The organism is Paraburkholderia sp. WS6, from assembly GCF_030464835.1.
Lineage (GTDB): Bacteria > Pseudomonadota > Gammaproteobacteria > Burkholderiales > Burkholderiaceae > Paraburkholderia > Paraburkholderia madseniana.
Genome location: NZ_JALQCK010000041.1, coordinates 32,821 through 55,987, shown reverse-complemented (window position 1 = coordinate 55,987; position 23,167 = coordinate 32,821). Strand labels below are relative to the sequence as shown.

Here is a 23,167-nt window from a genome sequence, read left to right as displayed (position 1 = left end):
CGGCGCACAGACTCCAATCGCGCGTGCGGTAAAGGTCCGCAGGTGACGCGCTTTAGGGAATGTGTGAACGGGTATGCAGCTTGCTTCGCGATAAAATCGCCAAAAAAGATGCCGACGGCACAGAATTCGTTTCAATCTAAGGAGTTAAGCATGCCTCTCGTATCAATGCGTCAACTGCTGGACCATGCCGCCGAAAACGGTTATGGCATTCCGGCATTCAACGTGAACAACCTGGAGCAGGTGCAGGCGATCATGGCCGCGGCCGACAAGGTCAACGCCCCGGTCATCATGCAGGCGTCGGCCGGCGCGCGTAAGTACGCGGGCGAGCCGTTCCTGCGCCACCTGATCGAAGCAGCGGTCGAGTCGTACCCGCATATTCCGGTCGTGATGCACCAGGATCACGGCCAGTCGCCGGCGGTCTGTATGGCGGCGATCCGCAGCGGTTTCACCAGCGTGATGATGGACGGTTCGCTCGAAGCCGACGGCAAGACGGTCGCATCGTACGAATACAATGTCGAAGTCTCGCGCAAGGTGGTTGAAGCGGCGCATTCGATCGGCATCACGGTGGAAGCGGAACTGGGCGTGCTCGGTTCGCTGGAAACCATGAAGGGCGACAAGGAAGACGGCCACGGCGCGGAAGGCACGATGACCCGCGAGCAACTGCTGACCGATCCGGAGCAGGCTGCCGACTTCGTCAAGCTGACGCAATGCGACGCGCTGGCGATCGCGATCGGTACGTCGCACGGCGCGTACAAGTTCAGCAAGAAGCCCACGGGCGACATCCTGTCGATCCAGCGCATCAAGGAAATTCACCAGCGCATTCCGAATACGCACCTGGTAATGCACGGTTCGTCGTCGGTGCCGCAGGAGCTGCTCGCGGAAATCCGCGAATTCGGCGGCGACATGAAGGAAACCTACGGCGTGCCGGTTTCAGAGATTCAGGAAGGTATCAGGAACGGTGTGCGCAAGGTCAATATCGACACCGACCTGCGTCTGGCGATCACTGGTGCGATCCGCCGCTACATGGCGACCAATCCGGGCAAGTTCGATCCGCGCGACTACCTGAAGCCGGCGCGCGAAGCCGCGATGAAGATCTGTCTCGAGCGCTTTACGCAATTCGGCTGCGAAGGCCAGGCCGGCAAGATCAAACCGGTTTCGCTTGATAAAATCGCGGAGAAGTACAAATCGGGCGAGCTCGCGCAAGTCGTCCGCTAAGCTATAAGCAGGCCCTACATCTGGCTGATTGGCCAGGTTGTCGTTCGATCGCCGTTCCCGCATCATCCGGGGAACGGCGTTTCCCTTTTGTTCCGGTCACACTTTTTGCCCCACTTTTAGCGAACCACGACGATGTCTACCCTTTACGAATCCACGCTCCACTCGCTGCCGCTGCTCGGCCGCGGTAAAGTCCGCGACAACTATGCGGTGGGCAACGACCAGTTGCTGATCGTCACGACCGACCGTCTGTCGGCGTTCGACGTCATCATGGGCGAGCCGATTCCGAATAAGGGCCGCGTGCTCAACGAAATGGCGAACTTCTGGTTCGAGAAACTGAAGCATGTGGTGCCGAATCACCTCACGGGCGTGGCGCCCGAATCCGTGGTGGCGGCTGACGAAGTCGAGCAGGTCAAGGGCCGTGCGGTAGTGGTGAAGCGCCTCGAGCCGATCCTCGTCGAAGCGGTGGTGCGCGGCTATCTGGCCGGCAGCGGCTGGAAAGACTACCAGGCAACCGGGTCGGTGTGCGGCGTGGAACTGCCGCCGGGCCTGCAGAACGCACAAAAGCTGCCTGAGCCGATTTTCACGCCGGCAGCCAAGGCCGAAATGGGCCACCACGACGAGAACATCACTTACAACGAGATGGAACGCCGTATCGGCACCGAACTGTCGGCCACGATCCGCGACATCTCGATCAAGCTGTACAAGGAAGCCGCTGACTATGCTGCAACGCGCGGCATCATCATCGCGGATACGAAGTTCGAATTCGGTCTGGATAACCACGGCCAACTGTATCTGATGGACGAGGCGCTGACTGCCGATTCGTCGCGCTTCTGGCCGGCTGATCAGTATCAGGTCGGCACCAACCCGCCGTCGTTCGACAAGCAGTTCGTGCGCGACTGGCTCGAAACCCAACCGTGGAAGAAAGAGCCGCCCGCACCGAAGCTGCCGGACGACGTGGTCACGAAAACGGGCGAGAAGTACCAGGAAGCGCTCGAACGCCTGACCGGACACAAGCTCGCTTAAGTACGCTTACCTGGTTATATCTGCACTGCGTGAGAAAACGCCGGGCCGCCCCAAGTTTGCTCACCCCCCTCGGGGGGCCTGGCGCGAAGCGACAGGTCGGGGGCGCTCTCAAGAAACAAGGAAGCCGTACCATGAGTGAAGCTCAAACTGCCCATACGCATGGCGCGCCGGTTGTCGGCGTGCTGATGGGTTCCAGTTCCGACTGGGAAGTGATGAAGAACGCCGTCGCGATTCTGCAAGAATTCGGCGTGCCGTATGAGGCCAAAGTCGTATCCGCGCACCGCATGCCCGACGAGATGTTTGCGTATGCCGAGAGCGCGCGCGAGCGCGGCATTCGCGCGATCATCGCGGGTGCGGGCGGCGCGGCGCATCTGCCGGGCATGCTGGCCGCCAAGACCACGGTGCCGGTGCTCGGCGTGCCGGTGGCGAGCAAGTATCTGAAGGGCGTCGATTCGTTGCATTCGATCGTGCAGATGCCCAAAGGCGTGCCGGTCGCTACTTTTGCAATCGGCGAAGCGGGCGCGGCGAATGCGGCGCTGTTCGCAGTGTCGATTCTGAGCGGCACGAGCGCCGAGTATGCGGAAAAGCTGGCTTCGTTCCGCGTGCGCCAGAACGAAGCGGCCCACGCAATGGTGCTGCCGGCGCTGTAAGCGCCAAGGCTGATTGCTTTTAAGACGTCCCTACTGTCTGACCCCCGGCTGGATGCTGCTGTATGAATGCAGCACCCGGCCGCGACCGACCACTAAGATGAACCCAGACAACACACCGGTTTCACCGATTCTGCCCGGCGCATGGCTTGGCATGGTCGGTGGCGGCCAGCTCGGCCGCATGTTCTGTTTTGCCGCTCAGGCAATGGGCTATCGCGTTGCCGTGCTCGACCCGGACGAAAACAGTCCCGCGGGCGCGGTCGCCGACCGCCATATCCGTGCGGCTTACGACGACGAAGCGTCGCTCACCGAACTCGCGCGGCTGTGCGCGGCGGTGTCGACCGAATTCGAGAATGTGCCGGCGGCGAGCCTCGATTTCATGGCGAAAACCACCTTCGTGAGCCCGGCCGGCCGTTGCGTCGCCGTGGCCCAGGACCGGATCGCCGAGAAGCGTTTTATCGCGTCGTCAGGCGTGACGGTCGCGCCGCACGTGGTGATCGAATCGTCGGACGCGCTGGCCGCGCTCGACGACGCGAAGCTCGAAGCCGTGCTGCCCGGCATTCTGAAGACTGCACGCATGGGCTACGACGGCAAAGGTCAAATCCGCGTGCGCAACGCCGAGGAGGTGCGCGAGGCGCATGCGTCGCTCGCGGGTGTTCCGTGCGTGCTGGAAAAGCGCTTGCCGCTGAAGTTCGAAGTGTCCGCGCTGATCGCGCGCGCGGCGAGCGGCGCGTCGGTGGTGTATCCGCTGGCGCAGAACACGCATCGCGACGGCGTGCTGTCGCACACCATCGTGCCCGCGCCGGATGCAAGCCCGACGCTGGTCCAGCAAGCACAGCAGGCCGCGCTGCAAATCGCGGACAAGCTCGGCTATGTCGGCGTGCTGTGCGTCGAGTTCTTCATTCTCGAAGACGGGTCGCTGGTTGCCAACGAAATGGCGCCGCGCCCGCATAACTCCGGCCATTACACCGTGGACGCCTGTGCGACCAGCCAGTTCGAACAGCAGGTCCGCGCCATGACCGGCATGCCGCTCGGCGACACGCGCCAGCATTCGCCGGCGGTGATGCTGAACATCCTCGGCGACGTCTGGTTCCCAAGCGGCCCGAAGGGCGCGGCAGTCACGCCGCCGTGGCACGAAGTCGCCGCGATGCCGGCGGCGCGTTTGCATCTGTACGGCAAGGAAGAAGCACGTTGCGGCCGCAAGATGGGCCACGTGAACTTCACGGCCGCGACACTCGAAGAAGCCCGCACGTCGGCGCGCGATTGCGCGCGGCTCCTGCATATCATCACGAGCTGACGCGAGCGCCATGCCGGATCAAAGCAAACCTGCCGAAGGGGGCGCCGCAAGCGCCTTGCCTGTGAGCGCCGAGCAGATCGAACACGCTGCCGCGCTGCTCGACGCGGGCGGCCTCGTCGCGTTCCCCACGGAGACGGTCTACGGACTCGGCGGCGACGCTGAAAATCCGGAAGCGGTCGCGCGTATTTACGCGGCGAAGGGCAGGCCGGCGAATCATCCGGTGATCGTGCATCTGGCGCCGCAGGGCGATCCGAACTACTGGGTCGAGCATTTGCCGGCGGAAGCGCAGCGCTTGATCGATGCGTTCTGGCCGGGGCCGCTCACGTTGATCCTGAAGCGTGCCGAGCGGATCAATGCAGCCGTGAGCGGTGGCCAGGACTCAGTGGGTTTGCGCTGCCCGTCACACCCGGTTGCCCAGGCTTTGCTCGAAGCGTTCAGTGCGTTGCGCGGCGGACATGGCGGCGTGGCTGCGCCATCGGCGAATCGTTTTGGTCATGTGAGCCCAACGACGGCGCAACACGTGCGCGACGAGTTCGGCAGCGCGATTCATGTGTTGGACGGCGGCGCATCTGATGTCGGGATCGAATCGACGATTCTGGATTTGTCGCGCGGATTTCCGGCGCTGTTGAGGCCCGGTCGCGTAACGCCGCAGGATATCGCCGACGTACTCGGCGAGGCGCCACGCCTGCCCGACGGTTCGGATGCAACGGCACCGCGCGCTTCGGGGACGTTGAAGGCGCACTATGCGCCGCGCACGCCGTTGGCCTTGCTGCCTTTTGATGCGTTGCAGATTTTGCTCGCGACGCGCCAGGGCGATGAACGCGTGGCCTTGGTAGCGCGTGCTTCCCGCGCAGGGGAGTGGGCTCATGCCGAGGGCGTGCATTTCATTGCCGCGCCTGAAGATCCGCACGTTTATGCGCGCGAGCTGTATGGCCTGCTAAGGGCACTCGATCGCGCGGATGTGAGCCGGATTCTCATCGAGAAGTTGCCGGACACGATCGAGTGGATCGCTGTGAACGATCGACTGGGCAGGGCCGCAGCGGCCTTTGAAGCGCAAGGTTAAGGTTTGATCTTCTTGCCTGTGTGGCCCTAACGTGGCACGTAGCAGGCGAATACACATCGCGCGCCGCTTCGGCGAACAAATCACAGCACGCTAACGCTGCAGGCGCCTGATCCGAAGCGCCGCGCAGGTAATAAAAAACGCCCGGCTTGACCAGCAAGCCGGGCGTTCGCAGAATTCGCATCCTGCTGCCGCTACGCGGCCACCCTCAACTTATTTCCCCAACCCGGTGGCCGCGACCTGCTGCTGAACGAACTGCGCGAACAAAGCGTGCAAGTGCGTGCTCGGATGGACCAGATCCGCGAACATGTAGGTCTGGTCAGCGCCAGCCACCGTGTAAGTCTGCGGTGAGCAGAACAGCGACGAACCGAACTGGGCGCCGTACTGTGCTGGGGTCAGCCCGTTCGTTGCGCTCGGATTGGCGGTGGCGAACGCGGTTGCGTTGGCCACCATCGACGTCAGGTTACACGCCGTACCGGTGTTGGGCACCGTGAAGCCCAGCGCCTGGTAGTTCGGCAACTGCTGATCGATCCACGTGAACGCATCGGCCACGATGACCTTGCCCGTGCCCAGCAGGCCGAGGGCCGTCAGGCTCTGGACCAGGATGCCGTTATACGCCGCGGTAATCCCCGACAGGAGTGCAGCCGTGCCAGGCGCGGCTGCGTTGGCCTGAACGCCTTGCGGCGTATTGCCGATGTCCGGCACCGTCGACACCGCCACGTGGGTCGCACCCGAGTTGACGATGGTCTGGATTTGCGCGGCGAGCTGCGTGGCGGCCGTCGCGATCTGGGGGTTGGCCAGTTGCTGCAGGTAGCCGGCGATGAACTGTACCTGGCCTGCCTGCGAGTTCGGCAGTTTGCCGGCCTGTACGAGCAGAGGGTATTGCGTCTGTAGCGCGGTGCCGAGCGCCGTCAGATTGGCGGCGGTCGAGAACTGGAAGATGTCGTTCGCGCCGCCGTTCACCAGCACAAGCTGGTTCGCGTTGAAGCTCGTATGCGCGCCCAGGTAGTTCGCCACCTGAGTCACCACCGGCACGGTCGTCGCCGCCATGCTGTTCGGTGCCCAACCTTCGCCTTGGGCGTTGACGACGTCCGAGCCGCCTTGCGCGTAGCCCAATCCGCCCGTCGCAACCAGCGGTTGACCGAAGCCGCCCACATACGCGGCGGTCAACGTGCCGCCGTAGTACTCCGCGACCTTCTGGGTCCACACTTCGCCCGGGTTGGTCGTGAAGCGGCCGCCGCCGAAGCTCGACTGAATCACCGGTGCGTACGTGCCGACATCCGACAAGCTGTCGCCAAACGAAACGACCTGCAATTTCACGCCGCCTGCCGGCGTGCTGCTCGAGCTGTTGTTGTTATCGCTGCCGCCGCAAGCCGCGAGCAGCGCAAACGCCGCACTGGCGATGGCGATCTGCGTGACGCGGACGAAATTACGTTGCTTCGATGCTGTTTGTTTCATGTTGACTACATCTCCTCGTATGTGTGGCCCTTATGCCATGTATTGCAGGCAGCGCCCACCGCGTCGGCGGCATGACGACAGCTTACAGAATCTTCTACGGCCTGCGCGGTGCTTGAAACGCGGCTGTATGGTTCTCTTCAATGCCCGTAGCGCCGCCGGATGCCGCGGCACCGGCACTCACGCCCGCGGCGCGGCGCGCGTGATAGGCCGCGGCCCATGCGGGCGGTGCGAACAGCGCGCGCAACTTGTTGCGCCAGCCTCGCACACTCACGAAATCGGCGGCCATCGACGCCCATTCATGAAACGTCGCCTTCAGCGGGTTATAGGTGTGAAGCGGTTCGACGATGCCGTACACCGGTGCGTCGTGCGGATCTTCCTCGACATAGCTGCCGAACAGGCGATCCCAGATCACCAGCACGCCGGCATAGTTGCGGTCGATATAGCGGTCGTTGCGTGCGTGATGCACGCGGTGAATCGACGGCGTGTTGAACACGTATTCGATCCAGCCGAGTTTGCCGATCGCTTGCGTGTGCACGAAGAACTGGAAGCCGAGATTGATCAGTACGATCGCGACGATCTGCTTCGGCGGAAAGCCGAACACGGCGAGCGGAATCCAGAACAACCACATGCCGGCAATCGGATACATCAGGCTCTGGCGGAATGCGGTCGAAAAATTCATCCGCTCCGACGAGTGATGCACGACATGCGCGGCCCACAGCCAGCGCACGCGGTGGCTGCACCGGTGAAACCAGTAATAGAGCAGATCCTGAGCGACGAACAGCACGACGAACGACACCCAGCTCGCCTGCCACGTATAGACGCGATATTGATCGTAGAAAAATGCATAGACGGGGATGATCGCGAGCCACGCGAGCTTGTCGGCGGCTTGCTGCATCAGCGCGAGCGCGGCGTTGCAGAACGTGTCGCGCCAGCTATAGAGCTGCGCGCCGGGGCGCGTGCGCCGCAGGTGCCACGCCTCCCAGCCAATGCATGCGAGAAAGACTGGCGCCATGGCGAGCAGCAGCAATTCGGCATCGAATTGCATCGTGTCTTCCTCCGTGGTCCCTGGCCGCTGCGCTTGCCGCAGCGGACGTTGTCGTTATCGTTTGATTGGGCCACGCTTTTCGTAACGGCTGCGTGGCTCGTGCGCTACGCATAACGTTTTACGCGCGCCTCAAACACTGCCCGACAGCGTACACGCTTGGGCGCATTGCGGCGCGTGGGTTCTATAGAATGAATCCTCAATGGGCGCCGCGCTTGTGCGGGTTTTTCCTGGGCTTGCTGCCGCGCGGTTCGGCGACGGAGTCTGAGACCTTCGTGAATCCCTGGGAGGGTCCCTGATACACCCATTCGAGCAAGGCGTCGTGCGCGGCGCGCGCGGCCTCCGAATGCGGGTCGTTGATCAGGCTCACCACCACGTAGCTGTTGCCATCCGACGAGGCCACGTAACCGGCGATCGCACGCACGTCGCGCAGGGTGCCGGTCTTGATGTGCGCGTTGCCGCCCGCACCCTGGTTGGTCAAGCGGTTGCGCATCGTACCGTCGACGCCCGCAATCGGCAGCGACTCCACGAACACCTGGGCGACCGGGCTCGCATTGGCCCGCTGCAGCAGATCGGCGAGCGAGAGCGCGGTAACGTGCTCGTCGCGCGACAGGCCCGAGCCGTTGTCGAGCGTCAGGTATTGCATGTCGACGCTGTCGCGGCGCAGAAATTCCTCGATGGCGCGCGCCGATTTCGCGGGCGTGGCGGGCGCTTTTTCTTCCGTTGCGCCGATCGTCAGGAACAGGTTGCGCGCCATCGTGTTGTTACTGAACTTGTTGATGTCGCGCACGATGTCGGACAGCATCGGCCCCTGGTGCGTGGCGACGAGGCGTGCGCCGACCGGCACCGGGCCTTCGCGGGTCGCGCCGCTGAACGTGCCGCCGGTTTGCTGCCACAGGGCGAGGAATCCGCCCGCGAAGAACGCGGAGTGATCGAGCACCGCGACGTTGATCGTGCGCGGGCCGCAGCGCACCGAGTAATCGCCGTCGAACGACGCCACCACGGTGCCGTTCGGCTGCGGCGTGACGGTGGGCGAGACGGAGGCGGCTTCGCCGCGGCACGGGCCGTTGACAGCGTGCATCTGATTGTTGATCTGTAGCTGCGAGAGCGCGGGCAGCACGTCGATGGCGACGCTGCCGTCCGGCGAAGGCGTCAGTGTGAACGACAGCGATTTGAAGGCGTACAGCAGCGGATCGGGGCCGACGTTGTACGGCGCGGTGGTGTCGTCGTCGAACGGCGGCAGATCGCGCGTGGAGGCGTCGAAATAGCGCTTGTCGAGCACCAGCGCGCCGTCGATGCCGTTGATCCCCGCCTTGTGGATCTTCTGCACGAGGTCGATCAGTTCTTCGGGCACGAGTTTCGGATCGCCGGTGCCCTGGATGTACAGATTGCCGTGCAGCACGCCGTTGGCGTCGAGCGTGCCGTCCGCGTAGGCGCTCGTGCGCCAGCGATAGTCCGGGCCGAGGATCGACAGGCCGGAGTAGGTGGTGACGAGTTTCATCGTCGAGGCGGGCATCATCGGCTTGCCGGCGTTCAGCGCGAGGATTGGCGTGCGGTCGCCCACTTTCTCGACCACCACGCTGATCGACGACAAAGGCACGTGCGCGCGCTGCAGGCCGAGCATCACCGGCTGCGGCAACACCGTGGTGACGTTGACGCTCGGATGCGTGGCCTTGACGCGCGCCTGTGCAGTGAGCGGCAACGCCGCGCCGCCGCAGCCGAGCGCGGCGCAGGTAAGCAGCAACGCCGCCGAGCGCGGTGCGAACCGGCGAGGCAGAGAGTCGGCAGCGGGAGAAGGCAGCGGACGCAGCACCACACGGCGTGCGAGAGAGTGCAAAAAAGCGGGCAAAAAAGCGTGCGTCATGGACAGGCGAAGAAGCAAGATTTCGGGGCGCGGTGGCGCGCGGCAATCCGGAGGGTATCGAAGCGTCGCGTGGCGCGCGGAAAACCGCGGCGCGACGCAAAGCGCCCATTGTAGAGACATGCCGCCACGCTGCGGTGAAAAAGCGTCGTGCGGCGCGCACGTCGGGGCTGGGCGCTAGAATGCGGCATCGTCAAATGTTTCAGGACCGTACCAACCATGCGCATATTGCTAGTCGAAGACGACCGGATGATCGCCGAAGGTGTACGCAAGGCGCTACGCGGTGAAGGCTTCGCGGTCGACTGGGTGGAAGACGGCGAAGCGGCGCTCAGCGCTGCGGCCAGCCAACCTTACGATCTGGTGCTGCTCGATCTCGGCCTGCCCAAACGCGATGGGCTCGACGTGCTGCGCACGCTGCGCGCCAAAGGCCAGGCCATTCCGGTGCTGATCGTCACCGCGCGCGACGCGGTTGCCGATCGCGTCAAAGGCCTCGACGCCGGCGCGGACGACTACCTCGTCAAACCTTTCGATCTCGACGAACTCGGCGCCCGCATGCGCGCGCTGATCCGCCGCCAATCGGGCCGCAGCGATTCGACGATTCGCCACGGCAACCTGACGCTCGATCCGGCTTCGCATCAGGTCACGCTCGACGGCGCGCCGGTCGCGTTGTCGGCGCGTGAATTCGCCCTGCTCGAAGCGTTGATCGCACGGCCCGGCGCGGTGCTTTCAAAGAGCCAGCTCGAAGAAAAAATGTACGGCTGGGGCGAGGAAATCGGCAGCAATACGGTCGAGGTCTACATCCACGCTCTGCGCAAGAAGCTCGGCGCGGACCTGATCCGCAACGTGCGCGGTCTTGGTTACATGATCGCGAAGGACGCCTGAGCCGATGCGTTCGATTCGCCGTCAATTGTTGGTCTGGCTGCTGGCGCTGGTGTTGCTCGGCGTCGGCATTGCGGGTTGGCTGATCTACCGGCAAGCGCTTGCCGAAGCCAACGAACTGTTCGATTACCAGTTGGAGCAGATCGCCGCGGCGCTGCCGTCGGAACCGTTCTCCCAGGTGCTCGGTTCGCGCGACACCGGCGACGAAGGCATCGTGCTGCAGATCTGGAATCGCAACGGAGTGCTGATGTACTACTCGCGCCCGCGTGCGCCGCTCGCGCCGCGCGCCGAAATCGGCTTTTCGACCGAGCATACGGAGCGCGGCGACTGGCGCGTGTACGGCGCGATCGTCGGCGATAACGTCGTGCAGCTCGCGCAGCCGGTTTCGGTGCGCAACCGGCTGGCGGCGAATGTCGCGTTGCGGACCCTGTGGCCCTTGATCGTTTTGCTGCCGTTTCTGGGTCTCGCGGTGTGGGTAATCGTCGGGCGCGGGTTGCGGCCGTTGCGGCGCGTGACCAGTGCGCTCGACGCGCGTCACCCCGAGGCGCTCGATCCCTTGCCCGATCAGCGTCTGCCGCTCGAAGTGCAGCCGCTCGTGCGCGCGTTGAACGGCCTGCTCGAACGGCTCGCCACTGCGCTTGATATTCAGAAAGCATTCGTCGCCGATGCCGCGCACGAATTGCGCACGCCGCTTGCCGCCGTGCAGATCCAGTCGCAACTGGTGGCCCGCGCGAAAGACGACGCCGCGCGCAGCGAAGCGCTGGCCGATCTGCAGGCGGGCGTCACGCGCGCCACACGTCTCGCCGAACAATTGCTGGCGCTTGCGCGTTCGGAGCCGGACGGCGTCGCCGCTACGAACGCGATCGATCTGCGCGCGCTGCTGCAGGACTGCGTGGCGGCGTACGCGCCGCTTGCGCAGAATCGCGGCGTCGATCTCGGTATCGAGGCGAGCGAAGCCGCCACGGTGACCGGCGACGCCGACGCGCTGCGGGTCATGTTCAACAACCTCGTTGATAACGCAACCAAATACACGCCGCGAGGCGGCCGTGTCGACGTCAGCCTGCATGTCGACGAAGGTCATCCGGTGGTGCGGATTGCCGACAGCGGGCCGGGCATCGAGCCGGCCGAACGCGAGCGCGTGTTCGATCGCTTCTACCGGGCCGGCGCCGGCGCGAACCGCGTGCGCACTGATGTGGCGGGCAGCGGCCTCGGCCTCGCGATCGTGCGCCGCATCGCCACGCAACACCATGCGGCGGTGAAGCTCGACGAATCGCCGGCGGGTGGTTTGCAGGTCGAAGTGCACTTCTGAATGTGAGGCTTTCTGTTCGTAAAGTGGCTCGAACGTGGCTTGAATGTGGCTTAAGCGAGGCTTAAACAAGCCTTAAATATGGGCTTGAAGCGATCTGGCGCTGCTTAAGACTCTTTTAAGCGATGCCACGTACGCTTCATCTCATTCCAAAGCCTCTTTCTCCCATTCAGGAGTACACGATGAACGCGAAAACCTTGTCCCGCAGCGCTGTTGCAGTGGCTGTCGCCGTGGCGCTCTCCGCCGGCTATGTGGCGGGGCATCGCGACGTGCCTGCGCCGCAGGTGATCACGCCGGCGCAAGCCGCGATGATGCCTGCTGAAGCCGCGGCGAAAACCGGCATCCCCGATTTCTCAGGTCTGGTCGAAACCTACGGCCCGGCCGTGGTCAACATCAGCGCGAAGCACGTGGTCAAGCAGACGGCATTGCGCGGTAACGGTGGTAACGGCGGTAATGGCGCCAACGGCGGCAACCAGTTGCCGATCGACCCGAGCGACCCCTTCTATCAGTTCTACAAGCACTTCTTCGGCGGCATGCCGGGCATGCAAGGCGGCGACGGCGGCGATGCGCCCGATCAGCCGAGCGCGAGCCTCGGCTCGGGATTCATCGTCAGCAATGACGGCTACATCCTGACCAATGCCCACGTGGTGGACGGCGCGAACGTCGTCACCGTTAAGCTCACCGACAAGCGTGAATTCAGGGCAAAAGTGGTCGGCGCCGACAAGCAGTCCGACGTCGCCGTGCTGAAGATCGATGCGAGCAGTCTGCCGACCGTGAAGATCGGCGATCCGCGTCAGAGCAAGGTCGGCCAGTGGGTGGTCGCGATCGGCTCGCCTTACGGTTTCGACAACACGGTGACCTCGGGCATCATCAGCGCGAAATCGCGCTCGCTGCCGAACGAAAACTACACGCCGTTCATCCAGACCGACGTGCCGGTGAACCCGGGTAATTCGGGCGGCCCGCTGTTCAATCTGCAAGGCGAAGTGATCGGCATCAACTCGATGATCTATTCGCAGACGGGCGGCTTCCAGGGCCTTTCGTTCGCGATCCCGATCAACGAGGCGATCAAGGTCAAGGACGACATCGTCAAGACCGGCCATGTGAGCCGTGGACGTCTCGGCGTCGCGGTGCAGGGCATGAACCAGACGCTGGCGGATTCGTTCGGCATGCAGAAGCCGCAAGGCGCGCTCGTCAGCTCGGTCGATCCGGGCGGCCCGGCCGCCAAGGGTGGGTTGCAACCGGGCGACGTGATTCTGTCGGTGAATGGCGAGCCGGTCAGCGACTCGTCCGATCTGCCGTCGCAGGTCGCGGGTCTGGCGCCGGGCAGTTCGGCCACCGTGCAGGTGTGGCGCGACAAGGCCACCAAAGACCTGAAGGTGACGATCGGTTCACTGTCGGATGCCAAGGTGGCCTCGGACAAGGCCGATCAGCCGACCCAGTTGCAAGGCCGTCTCGGCGTGGCGGTGCGGCCGCTGACGCCGGAGGAGAAGAGCGGCGCGTCGGTGTCGCACGGCCTGCTGGTGCAGCAATCGGGCGGCGCGGCTGAAAGCGCCGGCATCCAGCCGGGCGACGTGATTCTGGCGGTCAATGGCCGGCCGGTCACGAGCGTCGATCAGTTGAAGCAGATGATCGCCGGCGCGGGCAACAGCATCGCGTTGCTGATCCAGCGGGATAACGCGCAGATCTTCGTGCCGGTCGATCTCGGCTAAGCGGACATTGATCGCATTGAAGTAATGCTTGCCGGTCCTTGCACTTACTGCGTACGGACCGGCATTTTTTTATCTGTTTCAAAGCCGTGATTCAACGCTGTATCAAAGCTGTAAAGCAGGGCGCTCTGCGCCGCATGGCATGGCGCAGCAGCGGTTTCCATACGACGCGAACTGATGGCGGGCACGCAGGTTGCGTCTTCCTTGATCTGGACCCTCCGAGGGATTCCGGACGACAAGGACCTAAAGAAGGAGCGAACCGATGAAAACCCAACGCAAGCAGCGAAGGATCGTAGCCGCCGCAGTTTGCGCAGCGCTCACGCTCGGTCTGGCGGGCGGCGCTTACGCGCAGGCGAGTGACGTAACGGGCGGCACGACCACCGACGAAAGCAGCGCGGGCAACGCCAACGGTGGCGGCCTGCCGCAAATCCAGCACCAGGGCGACGTCTCGTTCGTGTCGGGCGGCGTCGGTCTCGACGAATCGAAAGCATTGCAGCAGGCGCAAAGCCAGTGGCCGCTGTCGATGCGCTTCACCGGCCCCGGCTCCGATTTTCTCGCCGACATCCACGTGCGGATCGTCGACGCGCACGATGGCAATGTGCTGACCGCCACCTCGCGTGGGCCGTATATGTTGGTCAGGCTGCGCCCGGGCCGCTATACCGTGCATGCGCAGTACAAGGATAACGACCAGACCAAGGCGGTGACGATTCCGGCCAAGGGCACCGCCAAGGCGGCGTTCTACTGGAATACCCAATAAACGGCCCGTCTCTCTGAGCGGCGCCGGGCGAGAAGCCCCAGCGGCATTCAGGAAGGCCGCGCAATCGGCTTAACTTTGGCCGATAATGAAGCCACGGGTGCACCCCGTGGCTTTTTTGTTGCACGACCGCATACTGAGTTGCATCCCGAGTTGCATCCCGAGTTGCATCCCGGGTTACATCCCATCACGGAGCCGAGACATGAGCGATGCCTTGACACCTCACGGAAGCCCCGGCGCCGGCGCGAGCACGGGCGGGCACACCATCGCCATCCGCGGCAACAACCATCGGGTGCGGGTGATCCACGGCGGCGTGACGATGGCCGACACCCAGGCTGGCCTGACGCTCACCGAAACCGGCCTGCCGGACGTGTTCTATTTTCCGCGCGGCGACGTCAACATGGCACGCCTCGAACGCTCCACCCATACTTCGCACTGCCCGTTCAAGGGCGAAGCCTCGTACTATCATTTGCGCACCGAAGACGGTCTGATCGAAAACGCCGTCTGGAGCTATGAGACGCCGCTTGAACCGGCGCTAAAGATAAAAGGGTATCTCGCGTTTTACGCATCGCGCGTCGACCGCATCGATCAGACGTCCTGACCGGCTGTCGCGCGTTCATCGGGGAGGCTGCCATGGAACTGAACGACGCGTTACGGATTCCGCTTGCGCCGTCCGACGTTTGGGACGCGTTGCAGGACCTCGCCTTGTTGCGTGCCAGCCTCGACAACTGCGAGTCGTTCACACGGCTCGGCGACGGCGAATATGCACTGACCATGACCGTGCCGCTCGGGCCGCTGCGCGCGCGTTACGAAGCGCGTGCCCATGTCGCCGGCCAGGATTCCGGCCCGGCGGACGCGCAGCGCCGCACCATCAACTTCAAGGCGCGCGCCGAGGGCATCGGCTCATTGCGCGGCCAGATCGAAGTGAGATTGCGCGCCGACGATGGCTCGCACGGCGTCGGCAGGGAGCGGGGCACGCGGATCGATTACACGATCTGGGCGACCTCGTCCGGGCCGCTCGCCGAACTGCCCACGCGCCAGCTCGAAAACGCGTTGCATCAACTGGCCGACGATTTTTTCGACGAGTTCGGCGCGGTCGTTCGAGCCAAGCATGGGCAAGGGCCGAACCGTGCACGCGGTTCGGCGGCGCGTCGGCAGCACGTGTTTCTGCGGCCGATCACGCTTGGCGGGATTGCCCGGCGCACGCGCGTGGATCATGGCAATGCGCTGACCGGGCGGGCGGCGAGCGCATCGCATGGGGCGGCCCACGGTGTGTCGCATGGAGTCTCGCATCGCGAACCCAATCCGCATGTCGTGCCGAACTGGGCGTGGGCGGTCATGATTTTTCTGGTGGCGCTGCTGTTGTATGTGGCGCGCTGGATTAGCGAGCAGTGACGACGTGGCTTGGCGCACCGCTGTCGTGCCAGCGCGACTACGAAATCCTGGTGGGCGACTACGAAACACCGTCGACCACACGGCATTTGCGGTCCTTGAATGCGCTATCCGCTTTTGCCGGTCTCACCCGCGCTCACACGCCGCGGAACTCCCGCCTCCACGCGGATGGCGAGGTGCGGAACGCCTCCGCGAAATGTTGCCGTAGCGAGGCGGTCGAGCCGAATCCCGCAATCCCCGCGATCGCTTCCACGGACTCATCCGTGCTTTCCAACAGTTGCTGCGCACGGCCGAGCCGCTGCGCCAGCAGCCATGCGCCGACGGTCGTGCCGGTGGCGAGCCGGAAGCGCCGCGTAAACGTGCGGCGGCTCATCAACGCGCGTTCGGCGAGCGTGTCGAGCGTATGCGGCGCATCCAGATTCCCGCTTACCCAATCGAGCAGACAGGACAGGCGGTCGCCGCGCACGTTCGGCGCGACCGGTTGCTGAATGTATTGCGCCTGGCCACCCTGCCGATGCGGCGGCACCACCAGTCGTCGCGCGACATAGTTCGCCGCCTGCGCGCCGCTCATCTTGCGCAGGACATGCAGGCAGCAGTCGAGACCGGCAGCGGTGCCGGCCGAAGTCAGTACGTTGCCGTCGTCGACATAGAGCACGTCGGGATCGAGCCGCACGCGCGGATAGCGGCGCGCGAAGTCGTCCGCCCACGCCCAGTGGGTCGATGCCGGTCGGTCGTCGAGAATGCCGGCGGCGGCCAGCACGAACGCGCCAAGACACAGCCCGACCAACTGGGCGCCGCGTGCATGGGCGGCGCGCAGTGCGTCGAGCAGGGCGGCGGGCGGCGTCTCGTCCGGATCGCGCCAGCTCGGCACGATGATCGTATCCGCGTCGGCGAGTGCTTCGAGCCCATGTGTGACCGCGATCGAGAAGCCGGCGGTGGTGGTCAGGGCGCCGCGCTCGGCAGCGCAGACGCGAAAGTCGAAATCGGGCAAGCCACCGTTGCTGCGGTCCTCGCCGAACACCACGCACGGTACCGAAAGATGGAACGGGCTGATGCCGTCGAACGCGACGACCGCGACGACGTGGCGGGGCGCGACGTCGCGCCCGGCGGTAGAGGAGGTGGATGTAGCCGTCATTCGCAATTGCCCCGTGACATTTAACGATGGCCCGATTCTAGCGAAGATTGTCATTCGGGTCGCTATCGGGGACATGGCGGCTGACGAACAATGCTTCATCGCCGCTGCCTGCAGAACGCCCATCCCGGGTCGCGCAGCGCGAGCCCTAACTGCTCAACTGACAGGAGTCTTGCTATGACCGCACCCCGCCGCGCGCTGATCGTCATCGATGTGCAGAACGAATACGTTACCGGCGATCTGCCGATCGAATACCCGGATGTGCAAACCTCGCTCGCCAACATCGGCCGGGCGATGGATGCGGCTCGTGCCGCCGGTGTGCCGGTGGTGGTCGTGCAACATCTCGCGCCGGCCGGCTCGCCGGTGTTCGCGCGCGGCAGCGAAAGCGCCGAGCTGCATCCGGTGGTGGGTGCGCGGGCACACGATCACTACATTGAGAAGTCGCGGGCGAGCGCCTTTACCGGTACTGATCTCGCCGACTGGCTGGCCGCGCAGCAGATCGACACGCTGACGGTCGTCGGTTACATGACGCACAACTGCGACGCGTCGACGATCAACCACGCATACCATGCGGGGTTTGCCGTCGAATTTCTGCACGACGCAGCCGGCTCGCTGCCCTATGAGAACAGCGCGGGCTTTGCGAGCGCAGAGGAGATTCACCGGGTCTTCAGCGTGGTCCTACAGTCGAACTTCGCGGCGGTGGCGAGTACGGAGCAGTGGATCGCCACGGTGCAGGGTGAGGCGCCGCTCGAACGCGGCGATATCTACACGTCGAATCAGAAGGCGCGGGCGCGCCGGGTCGCGGCGTAAGTATCTAGCTAGTCTGACCGGGTAACCGGGCGGCGGCTGCCGTCCGATTCCCGATGCGCAGCGCCGGACTCAGCCGTAGCGCATCGAACATCCCGGCGACCATTTGCTCCGCATGCTTGCTGAAATCGGTCGCCGCCTGCAAAAACAGCATGTCGCGCAGCGAGCCGCTGATGAACGCATGCACCATCGTCGCCGCGATTCTGGTGTCGAGATCGGCCGGCAATTGCCCTTTGGAGATCGCATTGCGCAGACCGCCTTCGATCTTCAACAGCCCTTCGCGCATGTTGGTCTGATAACGGATCATCACCGGACCCATCTCTTCGACGAACTCGCACTTCAGAAAGAGGATGTCGAACACGCGCCGGCGGCGCGGGTCGTTGGCGGTATCGCGCAGGCAGACCGTGCAGATTTCCGTCAGGCGCCCGAGCGGGTCGGGTTCATTGGGGTCTTGCGAGGCGGCCTTGAGTTCGTCCAGCGGCAGCAGCACGCGGTCGAACATTTCGGTAAACAGATCGCCTTTGTGCGCGAAATGCCAATAGATTGCGCCGCGCGTGACGCCGGCGGCCTGCGCGATGTCGGCGAGCGACGTGCGCGATACACCCTTCTCGAAGAAAACCCGTTCGGCCGCGTCGAGAATGCTGTTGCGCGTCTCCTGTGCCTCTTCCTTGGTTCTTCTGACCATATTGTGGTGACCTGCCCTGATTGTGGGGTTTTCCCGGGCGCTTTTAAGTACGCTCGATGACAATCTGTCTGCCGTTAAGCAATTTACGAAGCGATCTTGCAGGCCCCCCGCCTGCAAAGAACTAAACGCACTTTTACATGCATTCGTGGATGTATATATAATAGCATCCCACGATCGGATAGCCCAAGCCGTGACGACCGGTTAATATCCGTCACTGTTGCCTTTCAAAACGCTCTTGCGCCGTGCCCCGACGGGCGGCGCCGTGCGGCATTTCCCCGGTATGGCGCATTTTGTTCAGGATGCCCCTGCAGGTGCGGTTTGCATCCACGGGCTTCCGGTCACGCGTCGCAAGACGCATGTGTGCGCTGTCGTCCCCGGGGTAGGGATGCGCGCACTTTTTCATTCTCAGTCTTTGACAGAGGTCGCTCCATGCGCGTCGAACGGGTTCCATTCCGCTTAATCAGTGCCGCGACGGCTGCCGTATTGCTGGCAGCGTGCGGACCAAAACAATCTGCCCCGCCGCAACAAACGCCCGAAGTGGGTGTCGTCACCGTCCAGCCGACGGCTGTGCCCGTCGTCACCGAATTGCCCGGCCGCACCAGTGCCTTCCTCGTCGCGCAAGTGCGTGCACGGGTCGACGGCATCGTGCTGCGCCGCGAATTCACGGAAGGCGGCGAGGTCAAGGCTGGTCAGCGTCTGTACAAGATCGATCCGGCGCCCTACATCGCGACGTTGAACAACGCGAAGGCAACGCTGGCGAAGGCCCAGGCCAATCTCGTCTCGACCACCGCGCAAGCCAACCGCTTCAAGGTGCTGGTGGCCGCCAATGCGGTCAGCAAGCAGGACTACGACAACGCGGTGGCCTCTGCAGGCCAGGCCGCAGCTGACGTGGCCGCCGGCAAGGCAGCGGTCGACACAGCGCAGATCAACCTCGGCTATACCGACGTGACCTCGCCGGTGACCGGCCAGATCGGCGTGTCGCAAGTCACGCCGGGCGCGTATGTGCAGGCGAGCGCCGCCACGCTGCTGGCAACGGTCCAGCAACTCGACCCGGTCTATGTGGACCTGACGCAATCCAGCCTCGACGGCCTGAAGCTGCGCCGCGAAGTGCAGGAAGGGCGCCTGAAGACGAGTGGCCCGGACGCTGCCAAGGTCTCGCTGATTCTCGAAGACGGCCGCACCTATTCGGAAAAGGGCAAGCTGCAGTTCACCGACGTGACGGTCGACCAGACCACCGGCTCGGTGACCGTGCGCGCGATCTTCAAGAACGCGGACAAGGTGCTGCTGCCGGGCATGTTCGTGCGCGCGAAGATCGAGGAAGGCATCAACGACAGCGCGCTCGTCGTGCCGCAAGTCGGCATCACGCATGACCAGAAGGGTCAGCCGACCGCGCTGGTGGTCGGCGACGACAACAAGGTCGCGTTGCGTCAGCTCGTCACTGCGGGCACGTACGGTTCGAACTGGGTGGTGGAAAGCGGCCTGAAGGCCGGCGACCGCGTGATTGTCCAGGGCACCGACAAGGTCCGCCCGGGCGCACAGGTCAAGGCCGTTGCCGCGCAACTTCCCGCCACACCCGCTTCCGACGCATCCGCTCAGGGTGCGCCGGCCGCCAGCGGTGCGACGCAGACGGCTAAACCCGCTTCTGCTGCATCGGGCGCGTAATAACAGGGAGCCCGCCTCATGGCAAAGTTCTTTATTGATCGCCCGATTTTTGCATGGGTGATCGCCATTATTCTGATGCTCGCGGGTATCGCGTCGGTCTTTACGTTGCCGATCGCGCAATACCCGACCATCGCGCCGCCGGCCGTGCAGATCAGCGCAACGTACCCGGGCGCATCGGCGAAGACGGTGGAAAACACCGTCACGCAGGTGATCGAGCAACAGATGAGTGGTCTCGACCACTTGCTGTATCTGTCGTCCACGTCGGACGACTCGGGTACGGCAACCATCACGCTGACGTTCGCAGCCGGCACCAATCCTGACATCGCGCAGGTGCAGGTGCAGAACAAGCTGCAGCTCGCCACGCCGCTGTTGCCGCAAGCCGTGCAGCAGTTGGGTACCAAGGTCACGAAGTCGAGCAGCAGCTTCTTGCTGGTGATGGCGTTCGTGTCCGAAGACGGCAGCATGAACAAGTACGACCTGGCGAACTACGTCGCGTCGAACGTCCAGGATCCGGTCAGCCGGATCGACGGTGTGGGTACGGTGACGCTGTTCGGCTCGCAGTATGCGATGCGGATCTGGCTGGATGCGAACAAGCTGACCAACTTCGGCCTTACGCCGGTAGACGTGCAGACGGCATTGCAAGCGCAGAACGTGCAGGTCGCGGGCGGTTCGCTCGGCGGCACGCCGTCGGTGCCGGGCCAGGTGCTGCAGGCCACCATCACGGAAGCCACGCTGCTCAATACGCCTGAACAGTTCGGCAACGTGCTGCTGAAGGTGAATACGGACGGCTCGCAAGTCCGTATCAAGGACGTGGGCCACATCGAGCTCGGCGGCGAAAACTACAACTTCGACACCAAGTACAACGGTGCGCCGACGGCAGGCTTCGGTATTCAGCTCGCCACCGGCGCGAACGCGCTGGCTACGGCCAAGGCAGTGCGCGCGAAGGTCGCCGAACTGTCGAAGTACTTCCCGCACGGCCTCGTCGTGCAATATCCATACGACACCACGCCGTTCGTGCGTCTGTCGATCGAAGAAGTGGTCAAGACGCTGCTCGAAGGTATCGTGCTGGTGTTCCTGGTCATGTACCTGTTCCTGCAGAACCTGCGCGCCACGCTGATCCCGACGATCGCCGTGCCGGTGGTGCTGCTGGGCACGTTCGCGATCATGGGTATCGTGGGCTTCTCGATCAACACGCTGTCCATGTTCGGGCTCGTGCTGGCGATCGGCTTGCTTGTGGACGATGCGATCGTGGTGGTGGAAAACGTCGAGCGGGTGATGCAGGAGGAGGGGTTATCGCCTCGAGATGCGACCCGCAAGGCGATGGACCAGATTACCGGCGCGCTGGTCGGCGTGGCGCTCGTGCTGTCGGCGGTGTTCGTGCCGGTGGCGTTCTCGGGCGGTTCGGTCGGGGCTATTTACCGGCAGTTCTCGTTGACGATCGTGGCGGCGATGGTGCTGTCCGTGCTGGTCGCGTTGATTCTGACGCCGGCGCTGTGCGCGACGATCTTGAAGCCGATCGAAAAGGGCCATCAGGAAAAAACCACCGGTTTCTTCGGCTGGTTCAACCGCACGTTCAACAAGAGCCGCGACAAGTATCACTCGGGCGTTAACCACGTGATCAAGCGCTCGGGCCGTTGGCTGATCATCTACATGGTGGTGATCTTCGCGGTTGGCCTGCTGTTCGTGAAGTTGCCGAAGTCGTTCCTGCCTGACGAAGACCAGGGCACGATGTTCGTGCTGGTGCAAACGCCGTCCGGCTCGACGCAGGAAACCACTGCGCATGCGCTGAAGGACGTTTCCGACTACCTGCTCAACACCGAGAAGAGCATCGTCGAATCGACCTTCACGGTGAACGGCTTCAGCTTCGCCGGCCGCGGTCAGAACGCGGGTCTCGTGTTCGTGCGGATGAAGGACTACGCGGTGCGTCAGCACTCGGATCAGAAGGTGCAGGCGCTGGTTGGCCGCCTCTTCATGCACTTCTCGGGCTACAAGAACGCGCTGGTGTATCCGGTGAATCCGCCGTCGATTCCTGAACTCGGCACGGCTGCCGGCTTCGACTTCGAGTTGCAGGATCGCGCCGGTATCGGCCACGAGAAGCTGATGCAGGCTCGCAACATGCTGTTGGGCATGGCGGCGAAAGATCCGACGCTGGCTCAGGTGCGTCCGAACGGCCTGAACGATACGCCGCAGTTCACCGTGAACATCGACCACGAGAAGGCTGCTGCGCTCGGCGTGTCGCTGTCGGTGATCGACCAGACGTTCTCGATCGCATGGGCGTCGCAGTACGTGAACAACTTCCTCGATACCGATGGCCGGATCAAGAAGGTGTATCTGCAAGGCGACGCACCGTTCCGGATGAAACCGGAAGACCTGAACGCCTGGTACGTGCGCAATACGGTCGGCACCATGGTGCCGTTCTCATCGTTCGCGAGCGGTACGTGGTCCTATGGTTCGCCGAAGCTCGAGCGCTACAACGGTATCTCGGCGGTGGAAATCCAGGGCGCGGCTGCGCCGGGCAAGTCGACCGGTCAAGCCATGACGGCCATGGAAGCACTCGTGGCGAAGCTGCCGGCAGGTATCGGCTACGAATGGACGGGCTTGTCGTTGCAGGAACGCCAGTCCGGTTCGCAGGCGCCGATTCTGTACGGCATCTCGATCCTGGTTGTGTTCCTCTGTCTCGCGGCGCTGTATGAAAGCTGGTCGATCCCGTTCTCGGTGATCATGGTGGTGCCGCTCGGCGTGATCGGCGCACTGCTGGCCGCTACGCTGCGCGGGCTCGAGAACGACGTGTTCTTCCAGGTGGGTCTGTTGACCACGGTGGGGCTGTCGGCGAAGAACGCGATTCTGATTGTGGAATTCGCCCGCGAGTTGCAGCAGGGTGAAGGAATGGGGCCGATCGAGGCCGCGCTGGAAGCAGCGCGTCTGCGGTTGCGTCCGATTCTGATGACCTCGCTCGCGTTCATTCTGGGCGTGATGCCGCTCGCGATCAGTAACGGCGCGGGCTCGGCCAGCCAGCACGCAATCGGTACTGGCGTGATCGGCGGGATGTTGACGGCGACCTTCCTCGCGATTTTCATGATCCCGATGTTCTTCGTCGTGATCCGCGCGAAGTTCGGCGGCGAGAAGGAAGACCCGGATGAGGCGCTCGCACACTACAACCAGCACCATCCGCATGATCCGCAAGGTGGCGGGTCGGCTGGCGGGTCGACTGATCAAGGCTCGGGCAAGGACGGACATTGAG

The 23,167-nt window shown here is 63.8% G+C and carries 19 protein-coding genes; 14 read left to right on the top strand and 5 right to left on the bottom strand.

Features of this window, described 5'->3' with window-relative positions; genetic code table 11:
- Window positions 1-150: 150 nt before the first annotated feature.
- From fba to M0D64_RS34935, 5 genes are all read left to right on the top strand, one after another.
- Window positions 151-1,215: a class II fructose-bisphosphate aldolase gene (gene fba, locus M0D64_RS34955; RefSeq protein ID WP_154558670.1), complete on the top strand. Its 1,065-nt coding sequence runs from the start codon at window positions 151-153 to the stop codon at window positions 1,213-1,215.
- 132 nt (window positions 1,216-1,347) lie between these two features.
- A complete protein-coding gene (locus M0D64_RS34950) occupies window positions 1,348-2,238 on the top strand; it encodes a phosphoribosylaminoimidazolesuccinocarboxamide synthase (RefSeq protein ID WP_028196245.1) in 891 nt (296 codons plus the stop codon).
- A gap of 131 nt (window positions 2,239-2,369) precedes the next feature.
- Complete coding sequence (purE, locus tag M0D64_RS34945; RefSeq protein WP_266261150.1) at window positions 2,370-2,888, top strand: 5-(carboxyamino)imidazole ribonucleotide mutase; 519 nt, start codon at window positions 2,370-2,372, stop codon at window positions 2,886-2,888.
- A gap of 97 nt (window positions 2,889-2,985) precedes the next feature.
- Entirely contained in the window at window positions 2,986-4,182 is a 1,197-nt protein-coding gene (locus tag M0D64_RS34940; protein ID WP_154558669.1) for a 5-(carboxyamino)imidazole ribonucleotide synthase, read from the top strand.
- A gap of 10 nt (window positions 4,183-4,192) precedes the next feature.
- Window positions 4,193-5,245 (top strand): L-threonylcarbamoyladenylate synthase, encoded by a 1,053-nt coding sequence (locus M0D64_RS34935; RefSeq protein ID WP_266261149.1) that lies wholly within the window; start codon window positions 4,193-4,195, stop codon window positions 5,243-5,245.
- A 210-nt stretch (window positions 5,246-5,455) separates the two neighbouring features.
- Here the strand turns inward: M0D64_RS34935 and M0D64_RS34930 are convergent, their stop codons facing one another.
- The 3 genes from M0D64_RS34930 to dacB all read right to left on the bottom strand — a co-directional run bounded on the left by M0D64_RS34930 (window position 5,456) and on the right by dacB (window position 9,606).
- Window positions 5,456-6,700, bottom strand: a complete 1,245-nt coding sequence (locus tag M0D64_RS34930) for an SGNH/GDSL hydrolase family protein (RefSeq protein ID WP_266261148.1) — start codon at window positions 6,698-6,700, stop codon at window positions 5,456-5,458.
- Between the two features lie 94 nt (window positions 6,701-6,794).
- Window positions 6,795-7,745, bottom strand: a complete 951-nt coding sequence (locus M0D64_RS34925) for a sterol desaturase family protein (protein ID WP_266261147.1) — start codon at window positions 7,743-7,745, stop codon at window positions 6,795-6,797.
- Window positions 7,746-7,941: 196 nt separating this feature from the next.
- Window positions 7,942-9,606 (bottom strand): D-alanyl-D-alanine carboxypeptidase/D-alanyl-D-alanine-endopeptidase, encoded by a 1,665-nt coding sequence (gene dacB / locus M0D64_RS34920; RefSeq protein WP_266261146.1) that lies wholly within the window; start codon window positions 9,604-9,606, stop codon window positions 7,942-7,944.
- A gap of 216 nt (window positions 9,607-9,822) precedes the next feature.
- On the opposite strand from dacB, the gene M0D64_RS34915 reads away from it, so the two are divergent.
- From M0D64_RS34915 to M0D64_RS34890, 6 genes are all read left to right on the top strand, one after another.
- Complete coding sequence (locus M0D64_RS34915; protein WP_054034404.1) at window positions 9,823-10,485, top strand: response regulator; 663 nt, start codon at window positions 9,823-9,825, stop codon at window positions 10,483-10,485.
- A 4-nt stretch (window positions 10,486-10,489) separates the two neighbouring features.
- Complete coding sequence (locus tag M0D64_RS34910; RefSeq protein WP_266261145.1) at window positions 10,490-11,791, top strand: ATP-binding protein; 1,302 nt, start codon at window positions 10,490-10,492, stop codon at window positions 11,789-11,791.
- A 179-nt stretch (window positions 11,792-11,970) separates the two neighbouring features.
- On the top strand, window positions 11,971-13,497 hold the full coding sequence (locus tag M0D64_RS34905; protein WP_266261144.1) for a DegQ family serine endoprotease: 1,527 nt from the start codon (window positions 11,971-11,973) through the stop codon (window positions 13,495-13,497).
- Between the two features lie 259 nt (window positions 13,498-13,756).
- On the top strand, window positions 13,757-14,251 hold the full coding sequence (locus M0D64_RS34900; protein WP_154558664.1) for a carboxypeptidase regulatory-like domain-containing protein: 495 nt from the start codon (window positions 13,757-13,759) through the stop codon (window positions 14,249-14,251).
- Between the two features lie 199 nt (window positions 14,252-14,450).
- Window positions 14,451-14,849 carry a DUF427 domain-containing protein gene (locus tag M0D64_RS34895; RefSeq protein WP_266261143.1) on the top strand — a complete coding sequence of 133 codons (399 nt, stop codon included), beginning with the start codon at window positions 14,451-14,453 and terminating at the stop codon, window positions 14,847-14,849.
- Between the two features lie 32 nt (window positions 14,850-14,881).
- The gene (locus M0D64_RS34890; RefSeq protein ID WP_154558662.1) at window positions 14,882-15,643 is read left to right on the top strand and encodes a CoxG family protein; all 762 of its coding nucleotides are present in this window, start codon (window positions 14,882-14,884) and stop codon (window positions 15,641-15,643) included.
- Between the two features lie 133 nt (window positions 15,644-15,776).
- Here M0D64_RS34890 and M0D64_RS34885 read toward each other — a convergent pair whose 3' ends face one another.
- A complete protein-coding gene (locus M0D64_RS34885; protein ID WP_266261142.1) occupies window positions 15,777-16,775 on the bottom strand; it encodes a helix-turn-helix domain-containing protein in 999 nt (332 codons plus the stop codon).
- Between the two features lie 174 nt (window positions 16,776-16,949).
- Here M0D64_RS34885 and M0D64_RS34880 point away from each other — a divergent pair, with 174 nt between their 5' ends.
- The gene (locus tag M0D64_RS34880) at window positions 16,950-17,582 is read left to right on the top strand and encodes a cysteine hydrolase family protein (protein WP_266261141.1); all 633 of its coding nucleotides are present in this window, start codon (window positions 16,950-16,952) and stop codon (window positions 17,580-17,582) included.
- Window positions 17,583-17,586: 4 nt separating this feature from the next.
- Here M0D64_RS34880 and M0D64_RS34875 read toward each other — a convergent pair whose 3' ends face one another.
- Window positions 17,587-18,264 (bottom strand): TetR family transcriptional regulator, encoded by a 678-nt coding sequence (locus M0D64_RS34875; RefSeq protein WP_154558712.1) that lies wholly within the window; start codon window positions 18,262-18,264, stop codon window positions 17,587-17,589.
- 429 nt (window positions 18,265-18,693) lie between these two features.
- Between M0D64_RS34875 and M0D64_RS34870 the strand changes: the two genes are divergently transcribed.
- Together M0D64_RS34870 and M0D64_RS34865 are read left to right on the top strand one after the other, a co-directional pair.
- Window positions 18,694-19,926 (top strand): efflux RND transporter periplasmic adaptor subunit, encoded by a 1,233-nt coding sequence (locus M0D64_RS34870; protein WP_154558659.1) that lies wholly within the window; start codon window positions 18,694-18,696, stop codon window positions 19,924-19,926.
- Between the two features lie 18 nt (window positions 19,927-19,944).
- A complete protein-coding gene (locus M0D64_RS34865) occupies window positions 19,945-23,166 on the top strand; it encodes an efflux RND transporter permease subunit (protein WP_266261140.1) in 3,222 nt (1,073 codons plus the stop codon).
- Window position 23,167 lies beyond the last annotated feature (1 nt).

What these genes read in the sequence shown, in the direction of transcription:
- dacB (WP_266261146.1), bottom strand. Translation starts at nt 9,606, where the DNA reads ATGACGCACGCTTTTTTGCCCGCTTTTTTGCACTCTCTCGCACGCCGT.
- M0D64_RS34870 (WP_154558659.1), top strand. Translation starts at nt 18,694, where the DNA reads ATGCGCGTCGAACGGGTTCCATTCCGCTTAATCAGTGCCGCGACGGCT.
- purE (WP_266261150.1), top strand. Translation starts at nt 2,370, where the DNA reads ATGAGTGAAGCTCAAACTGCCCATACGCATGGCGCGCCGGTTGTCGGC.
- M0D64_RS34865 (WP_266261140.1), top strand. Translation starts at nt 19,945, where the DNA reads ATGGCAAAGTTCTTTATTGATCGCCCGATTTTTGCATGGGTGATCGCC.
- M0D64_RS34890 (WP_154558662.1), top strand. Translation starts at nt 14,882, where the DNA reads ATGGAACTGAACGACGCGTTACGGATTCCGCTTGCGCCGTCCGACGTT.
- M0D64_RS34915 (WP_054034404.1), top strand. Translation starts at nt 9,823, where the DNA reads ATGCGCATATTGCTAGTCGAAGACGACCGGATGATCGCCGAAGGTGTA.
- M0D64_RS34880 (WP_266261141.1), top strand. Translation starts at nt 16,950, where the DNA reads ATGACCGCACCCCGCCGCGCGCTGATCGTCATCGATGTGCAGAACGAA.
- M0D64_RS34950 (WP_028196245.1), top strand. Translation starts at nt 1,348, where the DNA reads ATGTCTACCCTTTACGAATCCACGCTCCACTCGCTGCCGCTGCTCGGC.
- M0D64_RS34875 (WP_154558712.1), bottom strand. Translation starts at nt 18,264, where the DNA reads ATGGTCAGAAGAACCAAGGAAGAGGCACAGGAGACGCGCAACAGCATT.
- M0D64_RS34905 (WP_266261144.1), top strand. Translation starts at nt 11,971, where the DNA reads ATGAACGCGAAAACCTTGTCCCGCAGCGCTGTTGCAGTGGCTGTCGCC.
- M0D64_RS34895 (WP_266261143.1), top strand. Translation starts at nt 14,451, where the DNA reads ATGAGCGATGCCTTGACACCTCACGGAAGCCCCGGCGCCGGCGCGAGC.
- fba (WP_154558670.1), top strand. Translation starts at nt 151, where the DNA reads ATGCCTCTCGTATCAATGCGTCAACTGCTGGACCATGCCGCCGAAAAC.
- M0D64_RS34885 (WP_266261142.1), bottom strand. Translation starts at nt 16,775, where the DNA reads ATGACGGCTACATCCACCTCCTCTACCGCCGGGCGCGACGTCGCGCCC.
- M0D64_RS34910 (WP_266261145.1), top strand. Translation starts at nt 10,490, where the DNA reads ATGCGTTCGATTCGCCGTCAATTGTTGGTCTGGCTGCTGGCGCTGGTG.
- M0D64_RS34925 (WP_266261147.1), bottom strand. Translation starts at nt 7,745, where the DNA reads ATGCAATTCGATGCCGAATTGCTGCTGCTCGCCATGGCGCCAGTCTTT.
- M0D64_RS34900 (WP_154558664.1), top strand. Translation starts at nt 13,757, where the DNA reads ATGAAAACCCAACGCAAGCAGCGAAGGATCGTAGCCGCCGCAGTTTGC.
- M0D64_RS34940 (WP_154558669.1), top strand. Translation starts at nt 2,986, where the DNA reads ATGAACCCAGACAACACACCGGTTTCACCGATTCTGCCCGGCGCATGG.
- M0D64_RS34935 (WP_266261149.1), top strand. Translation starts at nt 4,193, where the DNA reads ATGCCGGATCAAAGCAAACCTGCCGAAGGGGGCGCCGCAAGCGCCTTG.
- M0D64_RS34930 (WP_266261148.1), bottom strand. Translation starts at nt 6,700, where the DNA reads ATGAAACAAACAGCATCGAAGCAACGTAATTTCGTCCGCGTCACGCAG.